The organism is Streptosporangium amethystogenes (genome assembly GCF_000721075.1).
Classification (GTDB): domain Bacteria; phylum Actinomycetota; class Actinomycetes; order Streptosporangiales; family Streptosporangiaceae; genus Streptosporangium; species Streptosporangium amethystogenes.
This window is the reverse complement of sequence record NZ_JOEQ01000044.1, coordinates 1-20,404: the sequence shown is the minus strand read 5'-3', so window position 1 is coordinate 20,404 and position 20,404 is coordinate 1. Positions and strand designations below refer to the sequence as shown.

The window sequence follows — 20,404 nt, the reverse complement described above, 5'->3', positions numbered from 1 at the left end:
GTGGACATCGGTCACCTGCGGGCGGGGGGCGCCGGTGAGAGCGGCCGGCAGTTCAGGGATCCGGAGAGCAAGGTCAACGAGCCGGAGAAACTGGGAGCCCTCGTGGACAGGGGGCTGCTCGGCGGGCCGGTGATCGAGGACAAGAAGGGCGAGGTCGTCGGGCTGCTGGTCGGCGGAGGCAAGGACGCCAGGATGATCGGCATCCGGGAGGTCACCAAGGCGCTGGCCGAGGCGGACGTCGCCCCCAGGCGCGGTCCGATCGACGCCGCCTTCGAGCAGGCGCTGACCCGCTTCCACACCCATTACTACGGTGCCGCGGTCCCCGCCTTCCAGCGGGTCCTGGACCTCTATCCGGGCCACACCGTGGCCGCCGCGCACCTGAAGACGTTCCAGCAGAAGCGCGGCACCGCCGAGGACTCGGGGACCAAGGGAGCCGCTGCCGTCGCCGACACGGGAGAGACGCCGCTCTGGCCGCTTCTTGTCGTCGGAGCCCTGCTCGTGGGGGTCGTGGTGGTGTGCGCGCTGCTGCTCTGGCGCCGCAGGTCGTCCGCACCGGATTCCCCGGAGGGCCCGCCCGCGCAGACCCGGCCTCTCCTGACCAACCCGCCCGCGCAGACCCGGCCGCCCTTGATGAATCCGCCCGCGAATACCAGGCCTCCCCTGACCAATCCGCCATCCGCTCCGCCGGGACCGGCGTTCGACGAGAAGGCCGACGCCACGATCGTGGTCGGCCGTTCCTTCCCCGCGCTGCCCAGGATCCCCACCTCGCCGGGCCAGCCCGTGCTGGTCGCGAAGGGGCCCGACAGCAAGAGGGATCCCGGTACCAAACCGACTGACACGCCCACGCAGCAGAAACACTGCACCGGTTGCGGGATGGGCCTCGGCCCCGCCCACAGCTTCTGCGGATACTGCGGCCAGCCGACCAAGTAGCGACAGAGCATTAATCTGACGCCTGTCCTGCTTTTCTGTGGGGTAGCAAGGGCCGCTACTTCCGGTGCGCCTCATCGAGCGATTCACCGTCCGGTTACCGGCAGCCGAACCTCGGGGCTTCCCCCATGCCATGGTGGCGGAACATAAGGGCGTTCAATCACAGCTTGTGATTGAACGCCAACGTGGCTGGAGGCGATGCGTTCGCCTTCAGCCACATTGGCGCTTCCCCTATGTGAAGCGGCGCAGGCGCAGGCTGTTGCCGACCACGAAGACCGAGGAGAACGCCATCGCGGCTCCGGCGATCATGGGGTTGAGCAGGCCGAGCGCGGCCAGCGGCAGGGCGGCCACGTTGTAGGCGAAGGCCCAGAACAGGTTGCCCTTGATGACGGCCAGCGTGCGGCGCGACAGCCGGATGGCATCGGCGGCCACCCTTAGGTCGCCGCGTACCAGGGTGAGGTCGGAGGCCTCGATGGCGGCGTCGGTGCCGGTCCCCATGGCCAGGCCGAGGTCGGCCTGAGCCAGTGCCGCGGCATCGTTGACGCCGTCACCGACCATGGCCACCGACCGGCCTTCGGCCTGCAGGCGCTTGATGACGTCGACCTTGTCGGCCGGCAGCACCTCGGCGATCACCTCCTCAATGCCCACCTCAGCGGCCACCGACCGGGCGACGCTTTCGTTGTCGCCGGTGAGTAGCACCGGCCTCAGCCCCAGGGTGCGCAGTTGCCGGATCGCCTCGGCGGAGGTCGGCTTGACGGTGTCGGCCACCACCAGGACCGCGCGGGCCTTGCCGTCCCAGCCGACCGCGACGGCCGTACTGCCTGCCGCCTGCGCCGCGGTGAGCGCCCCCTCCAACTCGGCGCTCAGGTGCTGTGACCATTCGGCGAGCAGCGTGGGGCGGCCCACCAGCACGGCGTGCCCGTCGACGACCCCCTGGACGCCGAGGCCTTCGAGGTTGGCGAAGTCCTCGGGGGTGGGCAGGTCGCCCACGCGCTCGGCGGCGCCCCGGGCGACGGCCTGGGCGATGGGGTGCTCGGAGGCGTGCTCCAAAGCGCCGGCTAGGCGCAACACCTGCGCCTCCTCCTGGCCGTCGGCCAGGTGCACTTCGGTGAGGGTCATCTTGCCCTCGGTGACGGTGCCGGTCTTGTCCAGCACCACGGTGTCGATCCTTCTGGTGGACTCCAGCACTTCGGGGCCCTTGATCAGGATGCCGAGCTGGGCTCCGCGGCCGGTGCCGACCAGCAACGCGGTCGGGGTGGCCAGGCCCAGGGCGCACGGGCAGGCGATGATCAGCACGGCGACCGCGGCGGTGAAGGCCGCCCCGGCGCCGCCGCCGGTGCCCAGCCAGTAGCCGAGCGTGCCGACGGCCAGTGCGATCACGATCGGGACGAAGATCCCGGAGATGCGGTCGGCCAGCCGCTGCACGGCGGCCTTGCCCGTTTGGGCGTCCTCGACCAGCCTGGCCATCTGGGCGAGCTGGGTGTCGGAACCGACGCGGGTGGCGCGGACGACCAGGCGGCCCCCGGCGTTGACGGTCGCGCCGGTCACCGTGTCGCCGGGCCGTACCTCGACCGGCACCGACTCACCGGTGAGCATGGAGGCGTCGACCGCGGAGGAACCCTCCTCGACCACGCCGTCGGTGGCGATCTTCTCGCCCGGCCGGACCATGAACCGGTCGCCGACCACGAGCTGATCGGAGGGGATGCGGATCTCGGATCCGTCGCGCAGGACGGTGACGTCCTTGGCACCCAACTCCAGCAGGGCTCGCAGGGCGGAGCCCGCACGGCGTTTGGCGCGGGCCTCGAAGTAGCGGCCGGCCAGGATGAACGCGGTCACGCCCGCGGCCGCCTCCAGGTAGATGTTGCCCGAGCCGTCGGTGCGCTCGATCGTGAACGAGAACGGATGGATCATGCCCGGGGTGCCCGCGCTGCCGAAGAACAGAGCCCACAGCGACCAGCCGAGAGCGGCGAGGGTACCGAGCGAGACCAGGGTGTCCATGGTCGCGGCGCCGTGGCGCAGGTTCGTCCAGGCGGCCCTGTGGAAGGGCCAGCCGGCGTAGATGACGACCGGGGCCGCCAGGGTGAGCGACAGCCACTGCCAGTTGGTGAACTGCAGCGCCGGGATCATCGCCATCGCGATCACCGGCACGGCGAGCACCACGGAAGTGATCAACCGCTGGCGCAGCGGCCGGAGCTCGTCCACGGGCTCTTGCGGTGAGCCTTCGGCCCTGGGCGGGGCGGGCAGTTCGGCGGTGTAGCCGGTCTTCTCGACCTCGGCGATCAGCTCCTGCGGATCGACGCCCTCGCCGAAGGTGACCTTGGCCTTCTCCGTGGCGTAGTTGACGGTCGCGGTCACGCCGTCGAGCTTGTTGAGCTTGCGCTCGATCCGGTTGGCGCAGGACGCGCAGGTCATGCCGCCAATGGAGAGTTCGACCGTGCTCTGTGGTCTGTCGTCGGTGAGGGGGGACATCACCTGCTCCTTTCTCTCGTCATGCCTGCGTCAGTGGTTGTGATCGCCGTGTGAATCGGATGCAGACGGGGTGGCCGTCGGCGTCGGGCTTGAGGTCGCAACCGGCGCTGAGGCCCCGCCGGCATGGGCGGTGAAGGCGGCGGTGCGCACGTCTCCTTCGTGCTGGAAGTCCAGGAAGAGCCGGTAGTCGCCCCGGCTGGGCACCTCGGCGTAGAAGGTGACCTCCGGACCGGCAGGCGTTGTGCCGTCGCCCGGCTCACCGTCGGGATGCACGTGCAGGTAGGCCAGATCCCCGGCGCGCAGCGCGACCAGGTGACCGTAGGCACCCAGGTAGGGTTGCAGGTCGGTGACCGGGCGGCCGTCCTTGCTCACCTTCAGGGTGAGCTTGCTGGAGGCGCCCGGAGTGAGAGTTCCCTCGAGCTCTACGGTGTAGCCGTCCACGGTTGCGGTCCGGTTGGCCACCGGCAGCGCCTTGGACTCGTAGTCGCCGGCGGCGTGCAGGTCCGCGCCCAAAGTCAGGCCGCTGCCGCCTTCGGGGGCGAAGTCGGCGAACGCCCGGTAGGCGCCCGCTTCGGGCAACGTCAGCTTCACCGACCACACGCCGCCTGCAGCCAACTCGGGGTGCAGGTGCTGGAAGCTGCCCAGGTCGCGGGAGACCACGATGAAGTGCAGCTTCTTGTCGTGCAGCACCTGGTAGCCGGTGACCGGCCTCCCGTCGGGGCCGGTCACGCTGAATCGGAAGTCCGTGGCCTTGCCGGGCTCGATCGTCGTTGTCTCGGGGGTCAGGGTGTAGCCGTCCTGGGACACTTGAAGCCCTCCTGGGAGGGATGCCGCGGCCTCGGCCCGGCTCGGGGCCGCCTTCTTGGGGACTCCATCACCGTCCATCGCCTGGCTCGGGGACGGGGTCGCGTGGGCTCCGTGGCCGTCCGCGATGGGCGCGGTGCCGGCGGACCCCACCGCAGCGCCGGCTCCGAGAGCTCCACCGAAGATCACGGCAAGGCCAAAGGCGTAGGCGCCCAGCTTGGCGGGCGTGTTCATGACGCGGTCACCACTTCGTATCCGGCCTCCTCGACCGCGGCCGTGATCGCGGCGTTGTCGAGGGGGCCGTCACTGTCCACTGTGACCAGGCCGGTGGCCAGGTCCACCTTGACGCCGGTGACGCCCGGGACCTCGGTGACCTCCTCGGTGACCGAGCTGACGCAGTGGCCGCAGGTCATGCCCTTGACGGTGTAGGTGGTGGTGGTCATGACGATCACTCCTCTTTGTGATGGTGACGGTTGGCTGCCGGTCTATGTGAGGGTCAGGAGCGGACGAGGCGGGCGATGGCGTCGGAGGCTTCCTTGACCTTGGCCTCGGCCTCGGCGCCACCTTTGGCGACGGCGTCGGCCACGCAGTGCGCCAGGTGCTCTTCCAGCAGGGACAGGGCGAAGGACTGCAGGGCCCGGTTGGCCGCCGACACCTGGGTGAGGATGTCGATGCAGTACTTGTCTTCCTCGACCATCCGCTGCAGACCGCGGGCCTGACCTTCGATCCGGCGCAGCCGCCGCAGATGGTCCTGCTTGTTGTCGGCGTATCCGTGCATTTTTCCCCTAGGGCTGGCTTCTTCTCACTGCAACAATATACCCCCCTACCGTATTCCAGCCGGTTTCGTGATGGAGTCTGTGAGTAAGGAGCGGCGGGGGCGTGCCGGGGCACGCCCCCCAAACCGCGTTACACCTGGGCCACCTCGGGTTGAGCGTTTGCCTGCTTCGGCTTGCGCATGAGCAGCAGGGTGAGCACGGCCCCTATGGCGGCCACGGCCCCGGCGCCGATGAAGGCACCCTGGAAACCGTCGGTGAGCCTGGGCAGATTCCCCAGCTCGGCGGCGCCCTGGGAGGTGGCGATCGCGGTCATGACGGCCAAGCCCAGAGCCGAGCCGACCTGGTAGGTGGTGTTGACGATGCCGGAGGCCAGCCCGCTCTCCTCCGGACGCGCCCCGGACATGGCCGACATCATCGCCGGGATGTAGGCCAACGACATGCCGACTGCGGCGATCAGCGAAGCGGGCAGCACATCGGAGATGAATGCCCCGTCCGGACGGACCAGGGACAACCCCGCCACCCCGGCGGCCAGGACGAGCAGGCCACCGGCGATGAGTGGCTTGGCGCCGAACCGGCCGAGCAGCCTCGCGGTGATGCCGATCATGAAGATCATGATGGCGATGGTCATCGGCAGCAGCGCCGCGCCGCTGGGGAAGGCGCCGTAGCCCAGCACCTGCTGCAGGTAGAGGTTGAGGAAGTACCACATCGGGATCCAGGCGGCGCCGAGAAGTGCCATCGCCAGGTTGGCGGTGGCCAGGCCGGGGGTGCGCCAGATACCCAGCGGCATGAGGGGCTCGTGCACCGTGCGCTGGACCACGAGGAACAGCGCCAGCAGCGCGGCTGCTCCGGCCAACTCCAGCAGCGTCGCAGCCGAGCTCCAGCCCTGCTCGGGAGCGCGCACGATGGCGTAGACGGCCAGGGCGATGCCCGCGGTGACCGCGATGGCGCCCAGCACGTCGACCGAACCGCGCTTGCCCTGGACGGCAGGCAGCAGGACGGGGACGGCGGCCAGGGTGGCCAGGCCGATCGGCACGTAGACGATGAACACCCACGGCCAGCTCAAGTATTCGGTGACGACGCCGCCCAGAAACACGCCCGCGGTGCCGCCGGCCGGAGCCGCGGCGCCGTACAGCGCCATGGCCTTGCCCAGCTCGCGCGGGTTGTGACCGAAGAGCATCATGAGCAGGGTCATCGAGGCCGGGGCGATGAGCGCGCCGCCGACCCCTTGGACGCCGCGGCCGAGAATCTCGATCCAGGCGTTACCCGCCGCGGCGGCGACGATGGAGCCGGCGATCAGGATGAGCCAGCCGGTGGTGAAGACCTTGCGGGCGCCGAACAGGTCCGACAGCCGACCGCCGAGCAGCAGCAGGCCGCCGAAGGCGATGACGTAGGCGTTGAACACCCACTGCAGGTTGCCTTGGGAAAAGCCGAGGTCGCGCTGCATGTCGGGCAGGGCGACACCGATGATGGAGGTGTCCATGATGACCATGAACTGTGCGGCGGCGAGCACGATGAGTGCCTGCCACCTGCGTGGATTGACGGCGTTCATGCCGCACTCCTGGTTCCTCGCATTCCGCCGGAGTGGCAGGATGCGTCGTAGGGGGTTGGGTGTGATGTCGAAGTCGGACCGGCCCCGCAGGTGGGCGTGCACGCCAATGCACGCCCACCATCTGTTTGCTCAGGCTAAATTCCTCTAGGAAGCGCTGACGGGCGAGGCATCGGCCAGGGCGTAACCCGCCTGCTCCACCGCCGCGCGGATCTCCTCATCGGAGAAGCCCGCTCCGCTGACTGTGACCGCGCCGCCGGCCAGATCGACCTGGACGCCGGTCACGCCGCCGACCTTGCCGATCTCAGCGGAGACCGACGAGACGCAATGCCCGCAGGTCATCCCGCTGACCGTGTAGACGCTTCCGCCGCTGGTCTCCACCTGCGCGGAGACGCTGTCCGCGGTGCCGCACGCACATGCCGTGCACATGAGGTTCTCCTCTCGCATGTACCCCAGTGGGGTACCTCGATTCATGACCTTAACATACCCCCGGGGGGTTCAAATCCCATAGCGATTCTTGATTGCACGAATAAAGAGAGGAGTGCGGCAAGCCCGCACAGGTAATCAACGCGGGCGTGCGTGGCACCGTTGCGGTCACCTGGCAACGGCGAGGAAGTCCATGATCGGAAGTAGCGTGCACAGCCCCGCGACGGCCCGCACGAGCTGGCGGATGTTGTGCGGCAGGGTCGGCTTCCATAGCAGGAAGCCGGAGACGACGCGGGCGAACTCCCCGGCGGCGGGGTCAGCTTGTCGCCGACTTTGCGGATGTCGCCGTTAAGGTAGGCGACTGTTCCGACCGGCTCGCCATCGCGATACAGCGCCCACTGGCGGCCATCGGTGTGGAGCACGTTGGGCAGCGGGCACAGCTTCTCCCACTGCGTTCTTTCATGTTTGTTCGGGGTCTGTCTGGGTGCTCGGCACGCCCCGGTGCGGGCCTCTTCGCGTTCGGCAGCTTCTTGCGCGCGGTCTCTTTGAGGTTCGGCACGTCGGCGGCGGCCGCTTCTTTCACGCAGTAGCCGATGTGGTCGTTGAGCAGGCCGAGGGCGACTAAACACCCTCACCCCCTAAGGGTGAGGTATTGTTTCCCTGACCGCTTACCCCCCGGGCGTATCGCAGCGAAGGAGACCGGCAGGTGGTACGCACTATTCTTCGGCACCGCCGGTGAGGCGGGCATGAAACACCCCAGCGGCTCGGCACTGGAAGGTTCGAACATGCCCCAGGAACGGCGCCTTCAAATCGCCCTCATCGTGGTGGGGATCGTCTTTGTCGCCGGGGTATACCCCTTAATGAACCTTTGGCCGGCCGGTTTCCGCTGGCAACCGGAACAGCCCGAGTACGAGCAGATGATCGCGGTGATCTACGCGGTGCTTGGGATCTTCCTGATCCGAGCCTCCCGCGACCCGTTCAACCACCTGTCCCTGATCTGGTTCACCGTGTGGTCCAGCCTGGTGCATGCCGTCGTCATGGCCGTGCACGCCGTGATGGATCTCGGCGAGTGGGTTCATCTGGTGGGCGACGTTCCCGCGCTGATGATCGTAGCCGTGGTACTTGCCGTGCTCACCCCGCGCCACCTGGCGTCGCCCACTCCTTGAGCACGGCTGTGCGCGGCTCTTCGGTCTGTTCCGGCGCCTTGCCAGACGATCATCATCTGGGTGAACATCACATCCGCATCGTTGAAGGACACACTCGATTCGCGGCTTGGGGATGCGGACGGAGCGTCGGCCATGCCGGCGAGCCTGACCGCGACGTCATTGCTGCTTCCGCAGGCGGTAAGCAGCGCGAGCGCACCGGCTCCCGCCGCGACGGTCAGGGTGAGCCTGCGATGGGTTGATGGACATGGCGGTGCTCCTTTTCCCATGTTCGAATGTCGCCCCATCTTGTCGCGGGCAGATCTCGGGAGCTTTCTCCCGCGTGCATTGAGCCCCATTACAGGCAACCGAAAGTCACACAAGGTGTAGCTCTTATGTGCCCGGAGACGGTTTGGCTACACGACGTGACAGGTTGATCTACCGGATGCTGATTCACCCCGGACGTAAAGGCGGGCCGAAGGGCTTTCGCGAGCCCGATTTCGCCCGGCTGCCGAATGCCGCGCACGCCCAGTTGGGCGCCGAACTGGCGCTGATGCAGGAGGAGGGACCGTCTTGCGGTGACGGCTGTGACCAGGACGTGTAGTTCAGTGAGCGGGTGCCTGCGCCACCAGCGTGCAGGGAGCCGGCCAGCCGCAGACGTGGCGGACGGACGGAGCCTGCACGAGTGGCGCTGCGGCGATGGGTCCGCCCTCCGCCATCGCCGTCTGTTACGCAAAAGGCTTATCGACAGTGGCCCATTCGCGGGGCTCAGCTCGAGGCCGGACGGTAGACGATGGCGAACCGGTGCCCTGCGTCTGTTGATTCCATGACGGTCCCGTCCTCCATGGCCGCGAGGAGACGCTGGCTGTCGACGGCGGTGAAAGCAGCGGCCTGGCCTGGCAGCCGGCCCGATACCTGCCAGGTCTTGCCGCTGTCCTTACTGATGTGCACCTGGCCGTCGGCACCGGCTCCGACGAGCTCATCGGCGCCAAAAGCGTCCACATAGGACATGAGCGGGGAGCCGGTGAGCGCGGTGAAGTTCACGCCGCCGTCATGGCTGACCTGGAGCCCGTCGGGGGTGGTCGCGTACTCGACGATGCCCTCGCCCTGGACATGCGCCGGCCTCAGGACTACTTCCACCGGCTTTGGAGCACCGGCTTCAACGCCGCCGACCTCGCCGTCATCAGCCACTCCGAGGACACCTCATGACGAGCGGCACACGCACCCGCGCAGCCAACGAGGCACGCCGCAGCAGCACCCGGGACAAGCTCGAACGGACAGAAGAAGCGCTGCGGCTCATGCGCCGCGAACGCGCGTTCGTCACCTATCCCGCCGTTGCCCGCCGAGCGGATGTCTCCCGCACATTCCTTTACCAGAATCCCGATGCCAAAGCCCTTATGGCCGCGGCGATCGCTGCCTACGGTGACCAACGCCGCCAGCGCCAGGGCAACCAGGACTTCCAAGTCGAAGCGTCTTGAACCGCGCCGGAATTGCTGGAGCTTTGATGTACACCCGAGTTCGGTGGAGTCGCCCGATGAGCGGATGCGCTGGTATGTGCTGCCCGGTGGGGTGGACTGGAAAAGCGTGGTGGGGTCGTTGGCCCAGCACGCCATATCCGCCTTCGTACCGGACACCCTCGTTCGCGTGCTCCCCGCATCTGGTCGATGAGCGGTACATGACCAGCGCGGAAAAGCGCGTCCAGGAGTCTTTGGCCCGGCTGGCCGAGGACTACCAAGCAGCCAAGTCCGACCTGGACAAAGCTCTGACCGAGGCTCGAGAGCTCGCCGACCCGATCCGCTACCAGTTGTTGCACAGTGCCGGGCACGCCCTGACCGATGCGGTGGGCGCGGTGTTACGCCAAGAAGGTCTGAACGTCACCGACCTCGATCAGGTCATCGGCTCCAAGCCGACGGACTTCCTCATCCGGCACGCACCCCAGACGGTGCTGGTGGAGGTCAAGTCCGCCAGCGGTGCTGCCACGGAAACGCTGATCACCGATCTGCAGCGCCATCTGGCCACCTGGTCCCAACTGCATCCAGGCACCCCGCTCGACGGCGACATCCTGGTCATTAACGCTCAAACCAAACTCATCCTGAGCGGGTGCCTCACCCCTACCAACGGCACGAGTTCGTCGCCGCGCTGCCCGACCTGGTCATCAGCACGTTGTCGCTGTTTCACTGGTGGGTGGCCGAAGACTGGGATTCGATCATCAAGGCGGTGCCGGCAGATCCCGGCCAGTGTTGACGATGCCCACCGCTGTGTGGGACGCCCTCGACCCTTGCCTCCAGAATGTCTGGCTGTCTTCGGGGTGGCCAGGTTGATTCCTGCCTGGTAGCAAGCGTTGTATTCGGTGGTTCGGCGTGCCTTCTTTCGGGGTGTCCCAGTTGTGCTCTGAACAGCCCTGGCTGACGGCTGCGTCGGGGAGGGACATTCCAGCTCTGGGGCGCGTTCCGTGGCCCGGAAATTGTCGGTGCCGGGCGCGATGATGGGATCATGACCGACGCACCCCCCAGCACTCTCATCGCTGATCAGACCGCCTATGCCGAAGCCGTTCAGCTCGCCCTGGACGCCGCCGCGGCGTACTACGGAGACGGCACTTCCACGCTGGACGACGATGCCTACGACCGGTTGGTCCGGGGCATTCAGGCGTATGAGGCCGAGCATCCCGACGAGGTGCTGCCGTCCTCGCCGACGGGCAAGGTGGCCGGTGGCGCGGTGGTCGGCGACGTTCCGCACACGGTGCCGATGCTGAGCCTGGACAACGTCTTCGGCGCCGGGCAGCTGGTCGACTGGGCCGCGTCGCTGGAGCGCAGGCTGGGCCGGCCGGTGACCGTGTGGAGCGTGGAGCCGAAGCTCGACGGGCTGGCGATCGCCGCACGCTATCGCGGCGGTCGGCTGGTGCAGCTGGTCACCAGGGGCGACGGCACTAAGGGTGAGGACGTGAGCCACGCGATCGGCACCATCGTGGGACTGCCCGCCAGGCTGGCCGAGCCGGTCACGGTGGAGTTGCGCGGCGAGGTGATGATGACCACGTCGCAGTTCGAGGACGCGTGCGCCAAGCGTCGCGCGCACGACGGCACCACGTTCGCCAATCCGCGCAGCGCCGCCGCGGGCACGCTGCGCGCCCAAGACCGACCGTATGTGTGCGAGCTGACGTTCTTCGGCTACGGCGCGCTGCCACACCCCGACGACACCTCCGAGCAGGCCGTGCTGTAGGTTCCGCTTTCCCCTGGCGGAGTCCCGTTCAAAATAGCGGTGCGATGGCGGATGCGCCACCGTTTATGCCGTTCTTGTCGAAGTTCCACTTGTTTGCATGCGGGAGGAAGACACTTGCCATGCTCTGGTTTGGGACCAGGGCACCCTTGCGTCCGGCGGCTAGTGAAGCCGCTTCCGTGAAGGCCGAGTTAGGTGGCAGCCGATGAGATCTTTAAGCGATATCGGTTCGGTTCTGGCGAGCGTGAAGCGGGCTGATGAAAAGACGGTGGAAGATCTCGACTGGCACTCTGTCTCGGCCGACTTCCTGCGTACCGTGCTGCCGTGGCGAACGTTCCGCTGGTACCAGGGACAGAAGCACTACTCGGGGATCTATTGGTCGGCCACAACACGTGACCATGTGATCTACGAATCGAGGCTCGAGTTGGGGCGATTGCTCTTCGCTGACTTCGACCCGGTGGTGCGTCATATCATCGCCCAGCCTTTCTTGCTCAAGGCGGAGATCGACGGCGCGCTACGTCGTCATATCCCCGACTATCTGCTGTTTACCGACAATGGGCCAGTCGTTGTCGACGTCAAGCCGCAGCACCGACTAGAACACCCAAAGGTCGCCTCCTCCTTCGCGTGGACGCGGAAAGCGGTCGAGCGGCGTGGGTGGAGTTACGAGATTTACAGCGAACCTCAGTCAGCCGAGTTGGAAAATGTCCGATTCCTGGCTGGGTTCCGGCGGGACTGGTTGTTCGATGTCGGAATATTGGATGCTCTGCGAGCCCTACCGCTTGACGGAATGACCTTAGGAGCCGCGTTCAAGAGCTTGCCGGATCAGCCTCGACCGCTGCTCAAGGCAGCTGTGCTGCACTTACTTTGGTCTCAGCACGTGATCACAGATCAGAGCCGTCCGCTCAGCGCGGCGCACGTACTGCGGAAAGCCGCGTGAGCGGGGCGGGAACCCGACTAGGAGTCGGGACGCATTTTCGACTGGATGGCGAGACGGTCGAAGTGGTCGAAATCTTCGCGCTACCCACCGGCATGGAGGTGCTCCTAAAGGACGGGCGCGACCGGTTGCAGCGAATGTCGGTCCGCGAACTAATGACCTCGGGACGAGCCCAGGTGATCCCCAACCGGACGGGGCCCGTAGCCGATGATCCGGGTGACCTGGCCACGGTGATGCTGGCCACGCTATCGAAAGCGGAGAAAGCCGAGGTTCTGGAGCGTGCATCGCACGTCAGGGAGATGCTCTTTGGCTACCGCTCGGGCACGCCTGAACTGCCGGGGGCGGATGAGCCACGGCCGCAGTACTCTCCGGACCTGCCGCTGGCGCGTCGCTATGCAGCCAAGGCGTCCGAACTCGGAATAGGAGTACGCACTCTGGAACGCTGGGCAATGCGGTACCACGCCGATGGCGAAGCCGGGTTGGTGCTGCAAAAGGGATCGTCAAGGACCGATGGGCTGGGCCGGGCGGATCCTCGGTGGGTGGAGACTGCGCTGGAGGTGATGGCCGAATACACCGAAGAGTCCCAGCCCTCAGTAAAGATCGTCATTGAACGTGTACGCATACGTCTGGAAGCCCGCTTCGGCGCCGACGTGGTCAAGGTTCCGAAGCGGACGACGGCCTACCGGTGGATGGAAGAGCTGGAACGGCGCCAGCCAACGTTCCGGCTGAGCACCAAGCGCAATCGGGACATCGCGAGCCGACCCGGCGGGGTCTATGGGAAACTGCGTCCCACCCGGCCGGGCGAGTACCTACTGATGGACACCACTCGGCTGGATGTTTTTGCGTTGGATCCGGGCACCCTTCAGTGGATGCAAGCAGAGCTGACGGTTGCGATGGATTGGTACACCCGATGCATCACCGGAATCCGTGTCACCCCGGTATCGACGAAGGCTGTGGATGCCGCAGCTGTGCTTTTCCAGACCTACCGGCCCCAACCGATCGGCCCTTCATGGCCTGAGGGTGCCGCCTGGCCGGACCACGGAATTCCCCGTACGGTGTTAGTGGATAAGGCGGCGGTCGACGGTCCACTGGCTGCGGCGGCAGGTCCTGCGATGGTGCCAGAGACGCTGGTGGTCGATCACGGCAAGATATTCCTATCTGAACATCTGCTCAGTGTCTGCCGTCGATTGGGCATCTCAGTGCAGCCTGCCCGGCTGCGGACGGGTCGAGACAAAGGCCCAATCGAAAGGTTCTTTAAGACCCTCCGGGAGGATCTACTCCAGGTCCTGCCGGGCTATAAAGGTCCGGATATTCACACGCGCGGCGTCAACCCAGAGAAGGACGCGTTCCTCTTCCACCATGAACTGGAGGCGATGATCCGTGAGTGGGTGGCGGTGGATTACCATCGCCGTCCCCATGGTGGCCTGCTCGACCCACATCTACCTAAGTTCCCGCTGTCCCCGGTAAAGATGTTCGAGCACGGGATAGCTCGAGCCGGCTACATCGAGGTGCCGCGCGACTCCAATCTGGCCTATGAATTCCTTGAGATCAATTGGCGGACGATCCAGCACTACGGTATCGAGATTGACTCGCGGCGCTACAACGGTGACGCACTCGATATCTGCCGCGATGTCACCAGTTCGCACGGAGGACGAGCCAAGGGCCGCTGGCCGATCTGCACCGACCCTGACGATGTAACCCGGGCTTACTTTCGTGATCCAGTGGAACACCGCTGGCACACCCTGTGGTGGGAACATGCTCCAGATTTGAAGATGCCGCTCAGCGATGAGGCCCTAAAATTCGCTCGTCAGTTAGCCGCCAAGCGGTACACGTATCCCAACGACAAACTCGCGGTCGGACTACTTCTGGAACGATGGAGTCTTGGGCTGGGTAATTCCTTAAGCGAGCGCCGCATGGCCCTACGGCTTTCCCGAGAGCAGCTGGGAGAGGGGCTGCCAGGGGCAGAGACTGAACCATCAGTTGCCACATTGCCGTCGGTCTCCCGCATCTTGTCCCTGCCGAAAGAGCCAGCGATGGACGAAGCTGTCCAGTGCGCAACCGATACCGAAGCGAGCGACGACGACGACATTGATCTTGAAGATCTGAATGAGGAACTCGGCTTCTACGCAACCGCTCTGAAGGACGTGGATGACTAACCACCGCGATGCCAAGGTGCCGGACAGCGATTTGCGGATCAGACTGGACAACCTGACCTTGTCCCGTAAAGAGGGATGGAAGCGCCGAGTAGATGCCCCACCTCGCCTCCAGCCCGAGATATTGACGCGGCGGCAGCTCAAGGCGTTGGGAGAGGCCGCTCTCGCTGAGTATGACAAACGGCGCCGCGTCTGGCATGCGAACCTCGGCCCGCTGAAGACTCCACAATTGGCGGCACTGCATGAGGATCTATGGGACATCCTCGATAGCAATGAGCAAGACGGCGACAAAGTCAAAGGGGGGATCGCAATCGATGCTTTCCCCGGCCTCGGGAAGACAACGGCAGCGCTCGCCTTCGCAAAGAAATTTCACCTCCGCGAGGTAAGAGACCATGGCGAGTACACCGATGCGGGACACGAACGGTGGCCCGTCTGCCGAGTCGGGCTAACCAGCAATACTGGGATGCGGGACTTCAATCGCGGAATGTTGGAGTTCTACGGTCACCCAGGCCGCTTCCGCGGCACGGCCGCCGACTTCGGTCACCGCGCACTGGATTGTGTCTTGTCCTGCGAAGCGAAACTGCTAATCGTCGATGATCTGCACTTCTTGAGGTGGAAGAACAAGAATGGCATCGAGGTCAGCAACCACTTCAAGCACATCGCCAACGAGTTCCCAGTGACTCTGCTACTGATTGGCGTTGGTTTGGAGAATCGAGGATTGTTCGACGAGGGCGACAGTTATGAGGACGCGATCCTTGCGCAAACGGGCCGACGCACCACTCGACTAGACATGGACGTATTTACTGTTGATAGCGCTGAAGGGCGCAGAAATTGGCGCAACACGTTGCTCGCGATTGAGCAACGTGTCGTCCTGGCGGACAAGTATTCCGGTATGATCGCCGACGACCTGTCGGACTATCTCTTCGCCCGTAGCACCGGGCACATCGGTTCGCTCATGACCTTGATTAACCGTGGCTGCCAGCGAGCCGTACGCACCGGTGTCGAGCGGTTGGGAATTGATCTGCTGGACCGAGTAAAGAATGATGCCGCCTCCGAGGCCGGCCGCAAGGAAATGGAGTCAGCCTTTGCCGCAGGCCGCTTGACGAGCCGGCCCCAGCAAAAGACTGCATGAACAGCCAGCGCACCCTGCCGATCCGGGTGCTTCCTTTACCCGGTGAGGCGTTGGACTCCTGGTTCGAGGCGATCGCTCATCGGCTTCATACCCCTCTGGGCGAGCTGATGCCGCAACTCGGCCTCACCCGCCGTCTTCATGTGGAAAACCACCTCATGGACATTCCACTAGACTGGACTATTCTCCTGCGGGAACACGAAGCCGCCGTGATCGCTGATGTCACCGGGACGAACACAAAAACGATCAGAACCATGACGCTGGAGCATTACCACCAGCGGGCTCTTCAGATCGACCGCATCACTCGCCGAGTCGTCCCGCAAGTATTGTGGGGGCGATCACGAGGCTCTCGTTTCTGCTCGGACTGCCTTGCTGCTGATGCTGGCCGATGGCGATTGCTCTGGCGACTGGGCTGGGCTTTCGCCTGTCCCGCCCACAACCGTCTGCTCGCCGACCTCTGCCCGGATTGCAGGCGTGTTCAACGGAAGTACCCTCATGCAAAGTATGTCGTCCCTCAACCTGGCTTGTGCGCCAACCCAGTACTCGGCATCGCTCCCAGGGCCGGAACCGCTCGATGCGGTGGAATACTCACCGCTGCTGAAGCCCTCCCTCTCATCGCCCCTCACCCGGCTTTGACAGCACAACGATTACTCTTTCAGACGATTGATACAGGAACAGCCCAGTTCGGCATCTATGCCGATGATCCGCAACCAGCCTTGACGATGCTGTCCGACGCCCGAGCGCTGGCTAGCCACATTTTAAACTCAGTTTCCTCGGAACACCTCAAGGAGTTCTTACCCGAGGACCTACTGAATGCTTATGAGAGCTTGCTGGCTCTACCATCAAAGACTAATGCTGTCGCCAACCCGCCATCCCGTTTGGGGGCAACGGCGCCTCCTAGTGCCATTACGACCGCAATCGGGCTTACGGCAGCAATCAACATTCTCATCCAACCCAGCATCCGCCAAGCCGGTCATGCACTGGGCCGACTTATAACCACAAGCCGTCAGCATCCCGGGCCGGTCAGCCCATCGACGCTAAGAGATTGGGGCAGCGGAACCAGCGCCGCGTTCAAATCTGTTCAACTCGCTGCTATCGGCCCCATGCTAAGACCCAGCGACCAACTCCGCCATCGAGTCGCCTCCAGCAAACCAGACTCGCTTGAGGAAGTATCTTCACATGTCCTGCGTCGCTCCCGCTCAGTCCCGACCATGCTCTGGCCCGCATGGTCACTGCGAATCTCTCCCGTCAAAGGAACACAAATAAAATTCATGCGTCCCGCGCTGTCATGCGTACTCTTAATGGTCGGCAACCGTCTGGAGTACTCAGATACAACTCAGCGGCTCGGCGCAGCCATCAATACCAGCAACATCTCCCGTGTTTTACAGGGTCTCCAAGTCGATCCTCACTGGCGAGACATCCTTACTGCCCTGATTCGTCTCGCCGAGTCCCTCGACGAACATCCTGCCCCGATCGACTACTCACGACGCCGAAGCCTTGACTACAGCAACGTATTGCCAGATTCGGACTGGGCGGATATTTGCCAACGTATCGGCATGACTGTCGGCAAGGGTGTCCGCATCAAACTGGCCCGTTGCCTACTTTTCGAACGACTCAGTGGACTACCGGCAGACCTAGCTCCGCCATCCTTCGCTACTACCAATTCTGTTTCCCGCTCTCGTCTCGCCAACTTCACCCGGCAGCTTACTCCAGATCTGCTCGTCGAACTTAACCAAATCGCGCGCCGATTTCTTAGCGAGATGTTCATACACGAACCAATCTCCTGGCAGCCTCCTATCGACCTGCTCCAGGGCCTCACTCTTCCCGGCCCCGACTTGGAAGAAATTGACTTGAAGGTCCTCCACGACCTGATCCGCACTCCCAAGGTGGCCATAAGTCAAGTGGCCGATAGTCTCGGCACAACGATTGAAACCGTTCGGCGCCTCCTAGAGGAGCACCCTGCGATCCCAACACCAATGACCGTGCATCAGGCACGCGCCATCGGAGATGTCAAGCGCTGGGCACGAACGGTTCTACAGCCCGATGAATTCGCCCGGCTCTACTATCAAGAGAGACTTTCCCTCCAACACATTGCCGCAAAGCATGGCATCGGACGCAAGGTAACCACTGCACTTGCCTACGAATATGGCATCATCACCCGCCAACCGGGCGGACCCAAACCGCGCGCCGTCATCTCCCGAGAGTGGCTTTACGACCAACACGTCAATCACCGACGCACCCTTGTTGAACTCGCTCAAGAAACCGGTATGAGCTCAGGCAACATGAGCCGCTGGGCGAAGAAATTAAAGATTCCCGTTAGAACTAGCGGAGGACTCAGTCATTCCACGACTCTTAACACCCTAAAACAAGCAGAAACAATGCCTCGGATCCTGCAACGGGTGCTGACTGGCGCTGGCGCTTGGGAGCGACTCGATCGCTTTGCTGCGGTCGCCGCCTACCCGTCCATGAAGGCCGGGGCTGCAGCTCTCGACATCAACGCAAGTAGCCTCGTCCTGCAGATCAACCGGCTTGAGAAGGAACTCGGAGGCCCGGTATTTCGTCGAGCGAACCATGGGCGCCCCATGCAACCGACTCCCCTTGGGCAGCAACTCCTGTCAGCGATCAACGATGCCCGTTCAGCAGCGGAAGCTACCGATAGCCTCGAGTAAATTCGCCCCACTCTCATATATATGGAGGGTGGATCAGTCCGTTAAAAGAATTCTCGACACCATCTAAGTAGCCTACGTCATACGCACGGAACTACCCCAAGCCCCTCCCTACGGGCCGCCTGCCTATGTCCCGTCACCTAACCAATCAGTACTACTATCTCGCACCGTCGAGACCGAACGGGAGAACTGGCTGAGCGAAGTCGAAAGACTCAAGGTCAGCCTATCCGGAGCAGAACAGAAGCTCGCCCAAATCGACGAATGTGCCCGCCGCGCCAGTACGATCGACCTCGGCATGCCAACCTTTCGAGACATCACCGGGCGCACCACTACCTAGCCCCAGGAACGACAACGAGAGATAACCCGATAACAGCTCCGTGGTTACGATGGATCTCAAGAAGGTCGAATGTCACGCAAAATAACCGAAGCGCAAGCGGTCGCCGCCATGCTTGACCGAGGGACACGCCCCCTTGCGCCCTTTCCCGGGACTCAGCTGCCGTGGGAATGCCGCTGCTTAACATGTGGAGAGGTGAGTAAACCGCGATACAACGACGTCGTTAACAAGGGGACCGGCGTCTGCAGTAAAACGTGTAGGTCGCGCAAGATCGCAGCCAAGCTCATGCGCGATGGTGCAAAGGCCGCCGCCGTTATGTTGCAGTGGGGCTGGGAGCCAGTGGAGGAATACCCCGGCGCGGGGAAACCCTGGTCATCCCGATGCATAACTTGCGGAACGATTAAGCCGAAGAGACTGGCTCATGTCCAAGTCGGCAACTCTAGCTGCTCTAGCTGCGCAGGGCGAGATATTACTGATGAAACGGCGCGGAAGCTGATGATCAATGCCGATCTGAATCCTCTCGTTGAATATCCAGGAACTCTTCAGCCCTGGCTCTCCTGTTGCCTGAGGTGCAATCATGTAGGAACACCTACCTATGCTAAAGTTCGTATGCGAGGACATCAGTGTTGGTCATGCCGATCAGAAAAGATTGCCGACGCTCTGCGACTGGGCGCTGAAGAAGCCATTGCAAGCATGCTGGAAAAGGCACTTGAACCACTAGCGCCCTATCCCGGCAGCACGATGGTTCCGTGGAAAGCGCGCTGCATGGTCTGTGAAACTGTCTTGGACCCCGGACCAATGCTGCACAACATCCGCGCCGGCCGAGGAGGCTGCTCCACCTGCGCGCAACGCGGTATCAATCCCGCTAAGTCTGGTTATCTCTATCTGGTCGTCCATGAAGATTACCAAGCTCTCAAATGGGGCATCGCCAACCTGGAACATCGCCTGAGCCAACACGTCTCCCAAGGCTGGAAACAGGTCGCACGCTGGGACTTTGAGCTCACCAGAGATGCCTGGGCTTTTGAACGGCAGGTCAAAATATGGGTCCGTAGCCAGGGCATTCCGAAAGCGCTACGAGCCGACCAGATGAAGTACGGCGGCCACACGGAGACGGCTCTCCTCGCGGACATCAGCAGTGTCGACGTTCAGCAATACATCGAATCGTTGATTGGCCGCAACGCCTGAAACCAGGTGCGATAGTTATTTTGGGTAGTCAAGCGAGATAGCTGGTCAGCTGCTTGAACGTTTGTCAGACAAGTGGATTCGGCGTGCCCGCATCCGCAGCGAGAAGGGACTGCGCTGGGGAGGAGGACTTCTCGCTGCCGCAGCTTGAACTACCGCGCGGTCCGCAACGCCGCCGAGATCTGGGCGACATCCAGGTCGACGACGACCTCCTCGCTATCCCACACACCGCGCGAGGTGATCGCCAAGCCGATCAACGCCAGCTCGGCGGCATCGTCACGTAGTTCGTACTCTTCGCGGCTCTCCTCGCCGATCTCGCCTAACTCATCGCGACCCCAGGCAGCAACCGCCGACTCAGCCACGGATCGTGGCAACCGCACTTGAATCCGACTGATCTGGGGATCGAGGTAAGCCCCGATCGCCGCCAGCACGGCCTGGTCCTGCTGATACCTCACATATTGCTCGCGATCTTCCACAAGCCGAGGGTACTCAGGCCCAACCGGTTCGCCGATCCCAAAGCCGGTGAACATATGCGGTCAGTGAGGTGCCCAGCAGATTCCGGACAGTCAGCTACATAAGCTGACAGAAGTCTGGAAGAGGTAGATACGTGACGAGGCGTCGCAGGCAGTTCTCATCGGAGTTCAAGGAAGAGGCCGTCCGGATGGTACTGGAGGGCGAACGGACGGTCGCGTCGGTGGCGCGG

General features: G+C 63.9%; 20 protein-coding genes. 12 read left to right on the top strand and 8 right to left on the bottom strand.

All coding sequences use genetic code 11. The features are described 5' to 3' along the window. Nucleotides 1-930: a hypothetical protein gene (locus IG98_RS0138510; RefSeq protein WP_030924273.1), complete on the top strand. Its 930-nt coding sequence runs from the start codon at nucleotides 1-3 to the stop codon at nucleotides 928-930. A gap of 228 nt (nucleotides 931-1,158) precedes the next feature. Here the strand turns inward: IG98_RS0138510 and IG98_RS0138505 are convergent, their stop codons facing one another. From IG98_RS0138505 to IG98_RS0138480, 6 genes are all read right to left on the bottom strand, one after another. Continuing rightward, nucleotides 1,159-3,396, bottom strand: a complete 2,238-nt coding sequence (locus tag IG98_RS0138505; protein ID WP_030924271.1) for a heavy metal translocating P-type ATPase — start codon at nucleotides 3,394-3,396, stop codon at nucleotides 1,159-1,161. 30 nt (nucleotides 3,397-3,426) lie between these two features. Beyond that, complete coding sequence (locus tag IG98_RS0138500) at nucleotides 3,427-4,434, bottom strand: hypothetical protein (protein ID WP_030924269.1); 1,008 nt, start codon at nucleotides 4,432-4,434, stop codon at nucleotides 3,427-3,429. Further along, the gene (locus IG98_RS0138495; RefSeq protein WP_030924266.1) at nucleotides 4,431-4,643 is read right to left on the bottom strand and encodes a heavy-metal-associated domain-containing protein; all 213 of its coding nucleotides are present in this window, start codon (nucleotides 4,641-4,643) and stop codon (nucleotides 4,431-4,433) included. Before IG98_RS0138495 ends, IG98_RS0138500 begins: the two co-directional genes overlap by 4 nt. A 53-nt stretch (nucleotides 4,644-4,696) precedes the next feature. Continuing rightward, a complete protein-coding gene (locus IG98_RS0138490) occupies nucleotides 4,697-4,978 on the bottom strand; it encodes a metal-sensitive transcriptional regulator (protein WP_030924263.1) in 282 nt (93 codons plus the stop codon). Nucleotides 4,979-5,106: 128 nt separating this feature from the next. Then, nucleotides 5,107-6,525, bottom strand: coding sequence for an MFS transporter (locus tag IG98_RS0138485; protein WP_030924260.1), 1,419 nt, complete (start codon nucleotides 6,523-6,525; stop codon nucleotides 5,107-5,109). Between the two features lie 144 nt (nucleotides 6,526-6,669). Then, nucleotides 6,670-6,996 (bottom strand): heavy-metal-associated domain-containing protein, encoded by a 327-nt coding sequence (locus tag IG98_RS0138480; protein WP_245651895.1) that lies wholly within the window; start codon nucleotides 6,994-6,996, stop codon nucleotides 6,670-6,672. 698 nt (nucleotides 6,997-7,694) lie between these two features. Between IG98_RS0138480 and IG98_RS0138475 the strand changes: the two genes are divergently transcribed. Both IG98_RS0138475 and IG98_RS51410 read left to right on the top strand, forming a co-directional pair. Next, nucleotides 7,695-8,114: a DUF6632 domain-containing protein gene (locus tag IG98_RS0138475; protein WP_211264296.1), complete on the top strand. Its 420-nt coding sequence runs from the start codon at nucleotides 7,695-7,697 to the stop codon at nucleotides 8,112-8,114. A 388-nt stretch (nucleotides 8,115-8,502) separates the two neighbouring features. Next, on the top strand, nucleotides 8,503-8,694 hold the full coding sequence (locus tag IG98_RS51410) for a hypothetical protein (RefSeq protein WP_169750267.1): 192 nt from the start codon (nucleotides 8,503-8,505) through the stop codon (nucleotides 8,692-8,694). 164 nt (nucleotides 8,695-8,858) lie between these two features. On the opposite strand, the gene IG98_RS45850 is transcribed toward IG98_RS51410, so the two are convergent. After that, nucleotides 8,859-9,230, bottom strand: a complete 372-nt coding sequence (locus IG98_RS45850; protein ID WP_051753489.1) for a WD40/YVTN/BNR-like repeat-containing protein — start codon at nucleotides 9,228-9,230, stop codon at nucleotides 8,859-8,861. A gap of 65 nt (nucleotides 9,231-9,295) precedes the next feature. Between IG98_RS45850 and IG98_RS49575 the strand changes: the two genes are divergently transcribed. The 8 genes from IG98_RS49575 (at nucleotide 9,296) to IG98_RS51400 (ending at nucleotide 19,704) form a co-directional block, all read left to right on the top strand. Beyond that, nucleotides 9,296-9,568: a DUF6262 family protein gene (locus IG98_RS49575; RefSeq protein WP_037972458.1), complete on the top strand. Its 273-nt coding sequence runs from the start codon at nucleotides 9,296-9,298 to the stop codon at nucleotides 9,566-9,568. A 197-nt stretch (nucleotides 9,569-9,765) separates the two neighbouring features. Then, complete coding sequence (locus tag IG98_RS51405; RefSeq protein ID WP_157594770.1) at nucleotides 9,766-10,425, top strand: coiled-coil domain-containing protein; 660 nt, start codon at nucleotides 9,766-9,768, stop codon at nucleotides 10,423-10,425. 158 nt (nucleotides 10,426-10,583) lie between these two features. Continuing rightward, on the top strand, nucleotides 10,584-11,306 hold the full coding sequence (locus tag IG98_RS0138455; RefSeq protein ID WP_030924249.1) for a hypothetical protein: 723 nt from the start codon (nucleotides 10,584-10,586) through the stop codon (nucleotides 11,304-11,306). A 202-nt stretch (nucleotides 11,307-11,508) separates the two neighbouring features. Beyond that, entirely contained in the window at nucleotides 11,509-12,240 is a 732-nt protein-coding gene (locus IG98_RS0138450; protein WP_030924246.1) for a TnsA-like heteromeric transposase endonuclease subunit, read from the top strand. Next, nucleotides 12,237-14,393, top strand: coding sequence for a DDE-type integrase/transposase/recombinase (locus IG98_RS0138445; RefSeq protein WP_030924244.1), 2,157 nt, complete (start codon nucleotides 12,237-12,239; stop codon nucleotides 14,391-14,393). Before IG98_RS0138450 ends, IG98_RS0138445 begins: the two co-directional genes overlap by 4 nt. Then, nucleotides 14,386-15,522, top strand: coding sequence for an ATP-binding protein (locus IG98_RS0138440; RefSeq protein WP_051753486.1), 1,137 nt, complete (start codon nucleotides 14,386-14,388; stop codon nucleotides 15,520-15,522). Before IG98_RS0138445 ends, IG98_RS0138440 begins: the two co-directional genes overlap by 8 nt. Continuing rightward, nucleotides 15,519-18,188 carry a TniQ family protein gene (locus IG98_RS49570; protein WP_084195971.1) on the top strand — a complete coding sequence of 890 codons (2,670 nt, stop codon included), beginning with the start codon at nucleotides 15,519-15,521 and terminating at the stop codon, nucleotides 18,186-18,188. Before IG98_RS0138440 ends, IG98_RS49570 begins: the two co-directional genes overlap by 4 nt. Nucleotides 18,189-19,212: 1,024 nt before the next feature. Continuing rightward, the gene (locus tag IG98_RS51400) at nucleotides 19,213-19,704 is read left to right on the top strand and encodes a hypothetical protein (protein WP_157594769.1); all 492 of its coding nucleotides are present in this window, start codon (nucleotides 19,213-19,215) and stop codon (nucleotides 19,702-19,704) included. A 149-nt stretch (nucleotides 19,705-19,853) separates the two neighbouring features. Here IG98_RS51400 and IG98_RS0138420 read toward each other — a convergent pair whose 3' ends face one another. After that, nucleotides 19,854-20,177: a hypothetical protein gene (locus tag IG98_RS0138420; RefSeq protein WP_030924240.1), complete on the bottom strand. Its 324-nt coding sequence runs from the start codon at nucleotides 20,175-20,177 to the stop codon at nucleotides 19,854-19,856. 131 nt (nucleotides 20,178-20,308) lie between these two features. On the opposite strand from IG98_RS0138420, the gene IG98_RS55005 reads away from it, so the two are divergent. Continuing rightward, a partial coding sequence (locus IG98_RS55005; RefSeq protein WP_030924237.1) for a transposase occupies nucleotides 20,309-20,404 on the top strand: 96 nt, incomplete at its 3' end.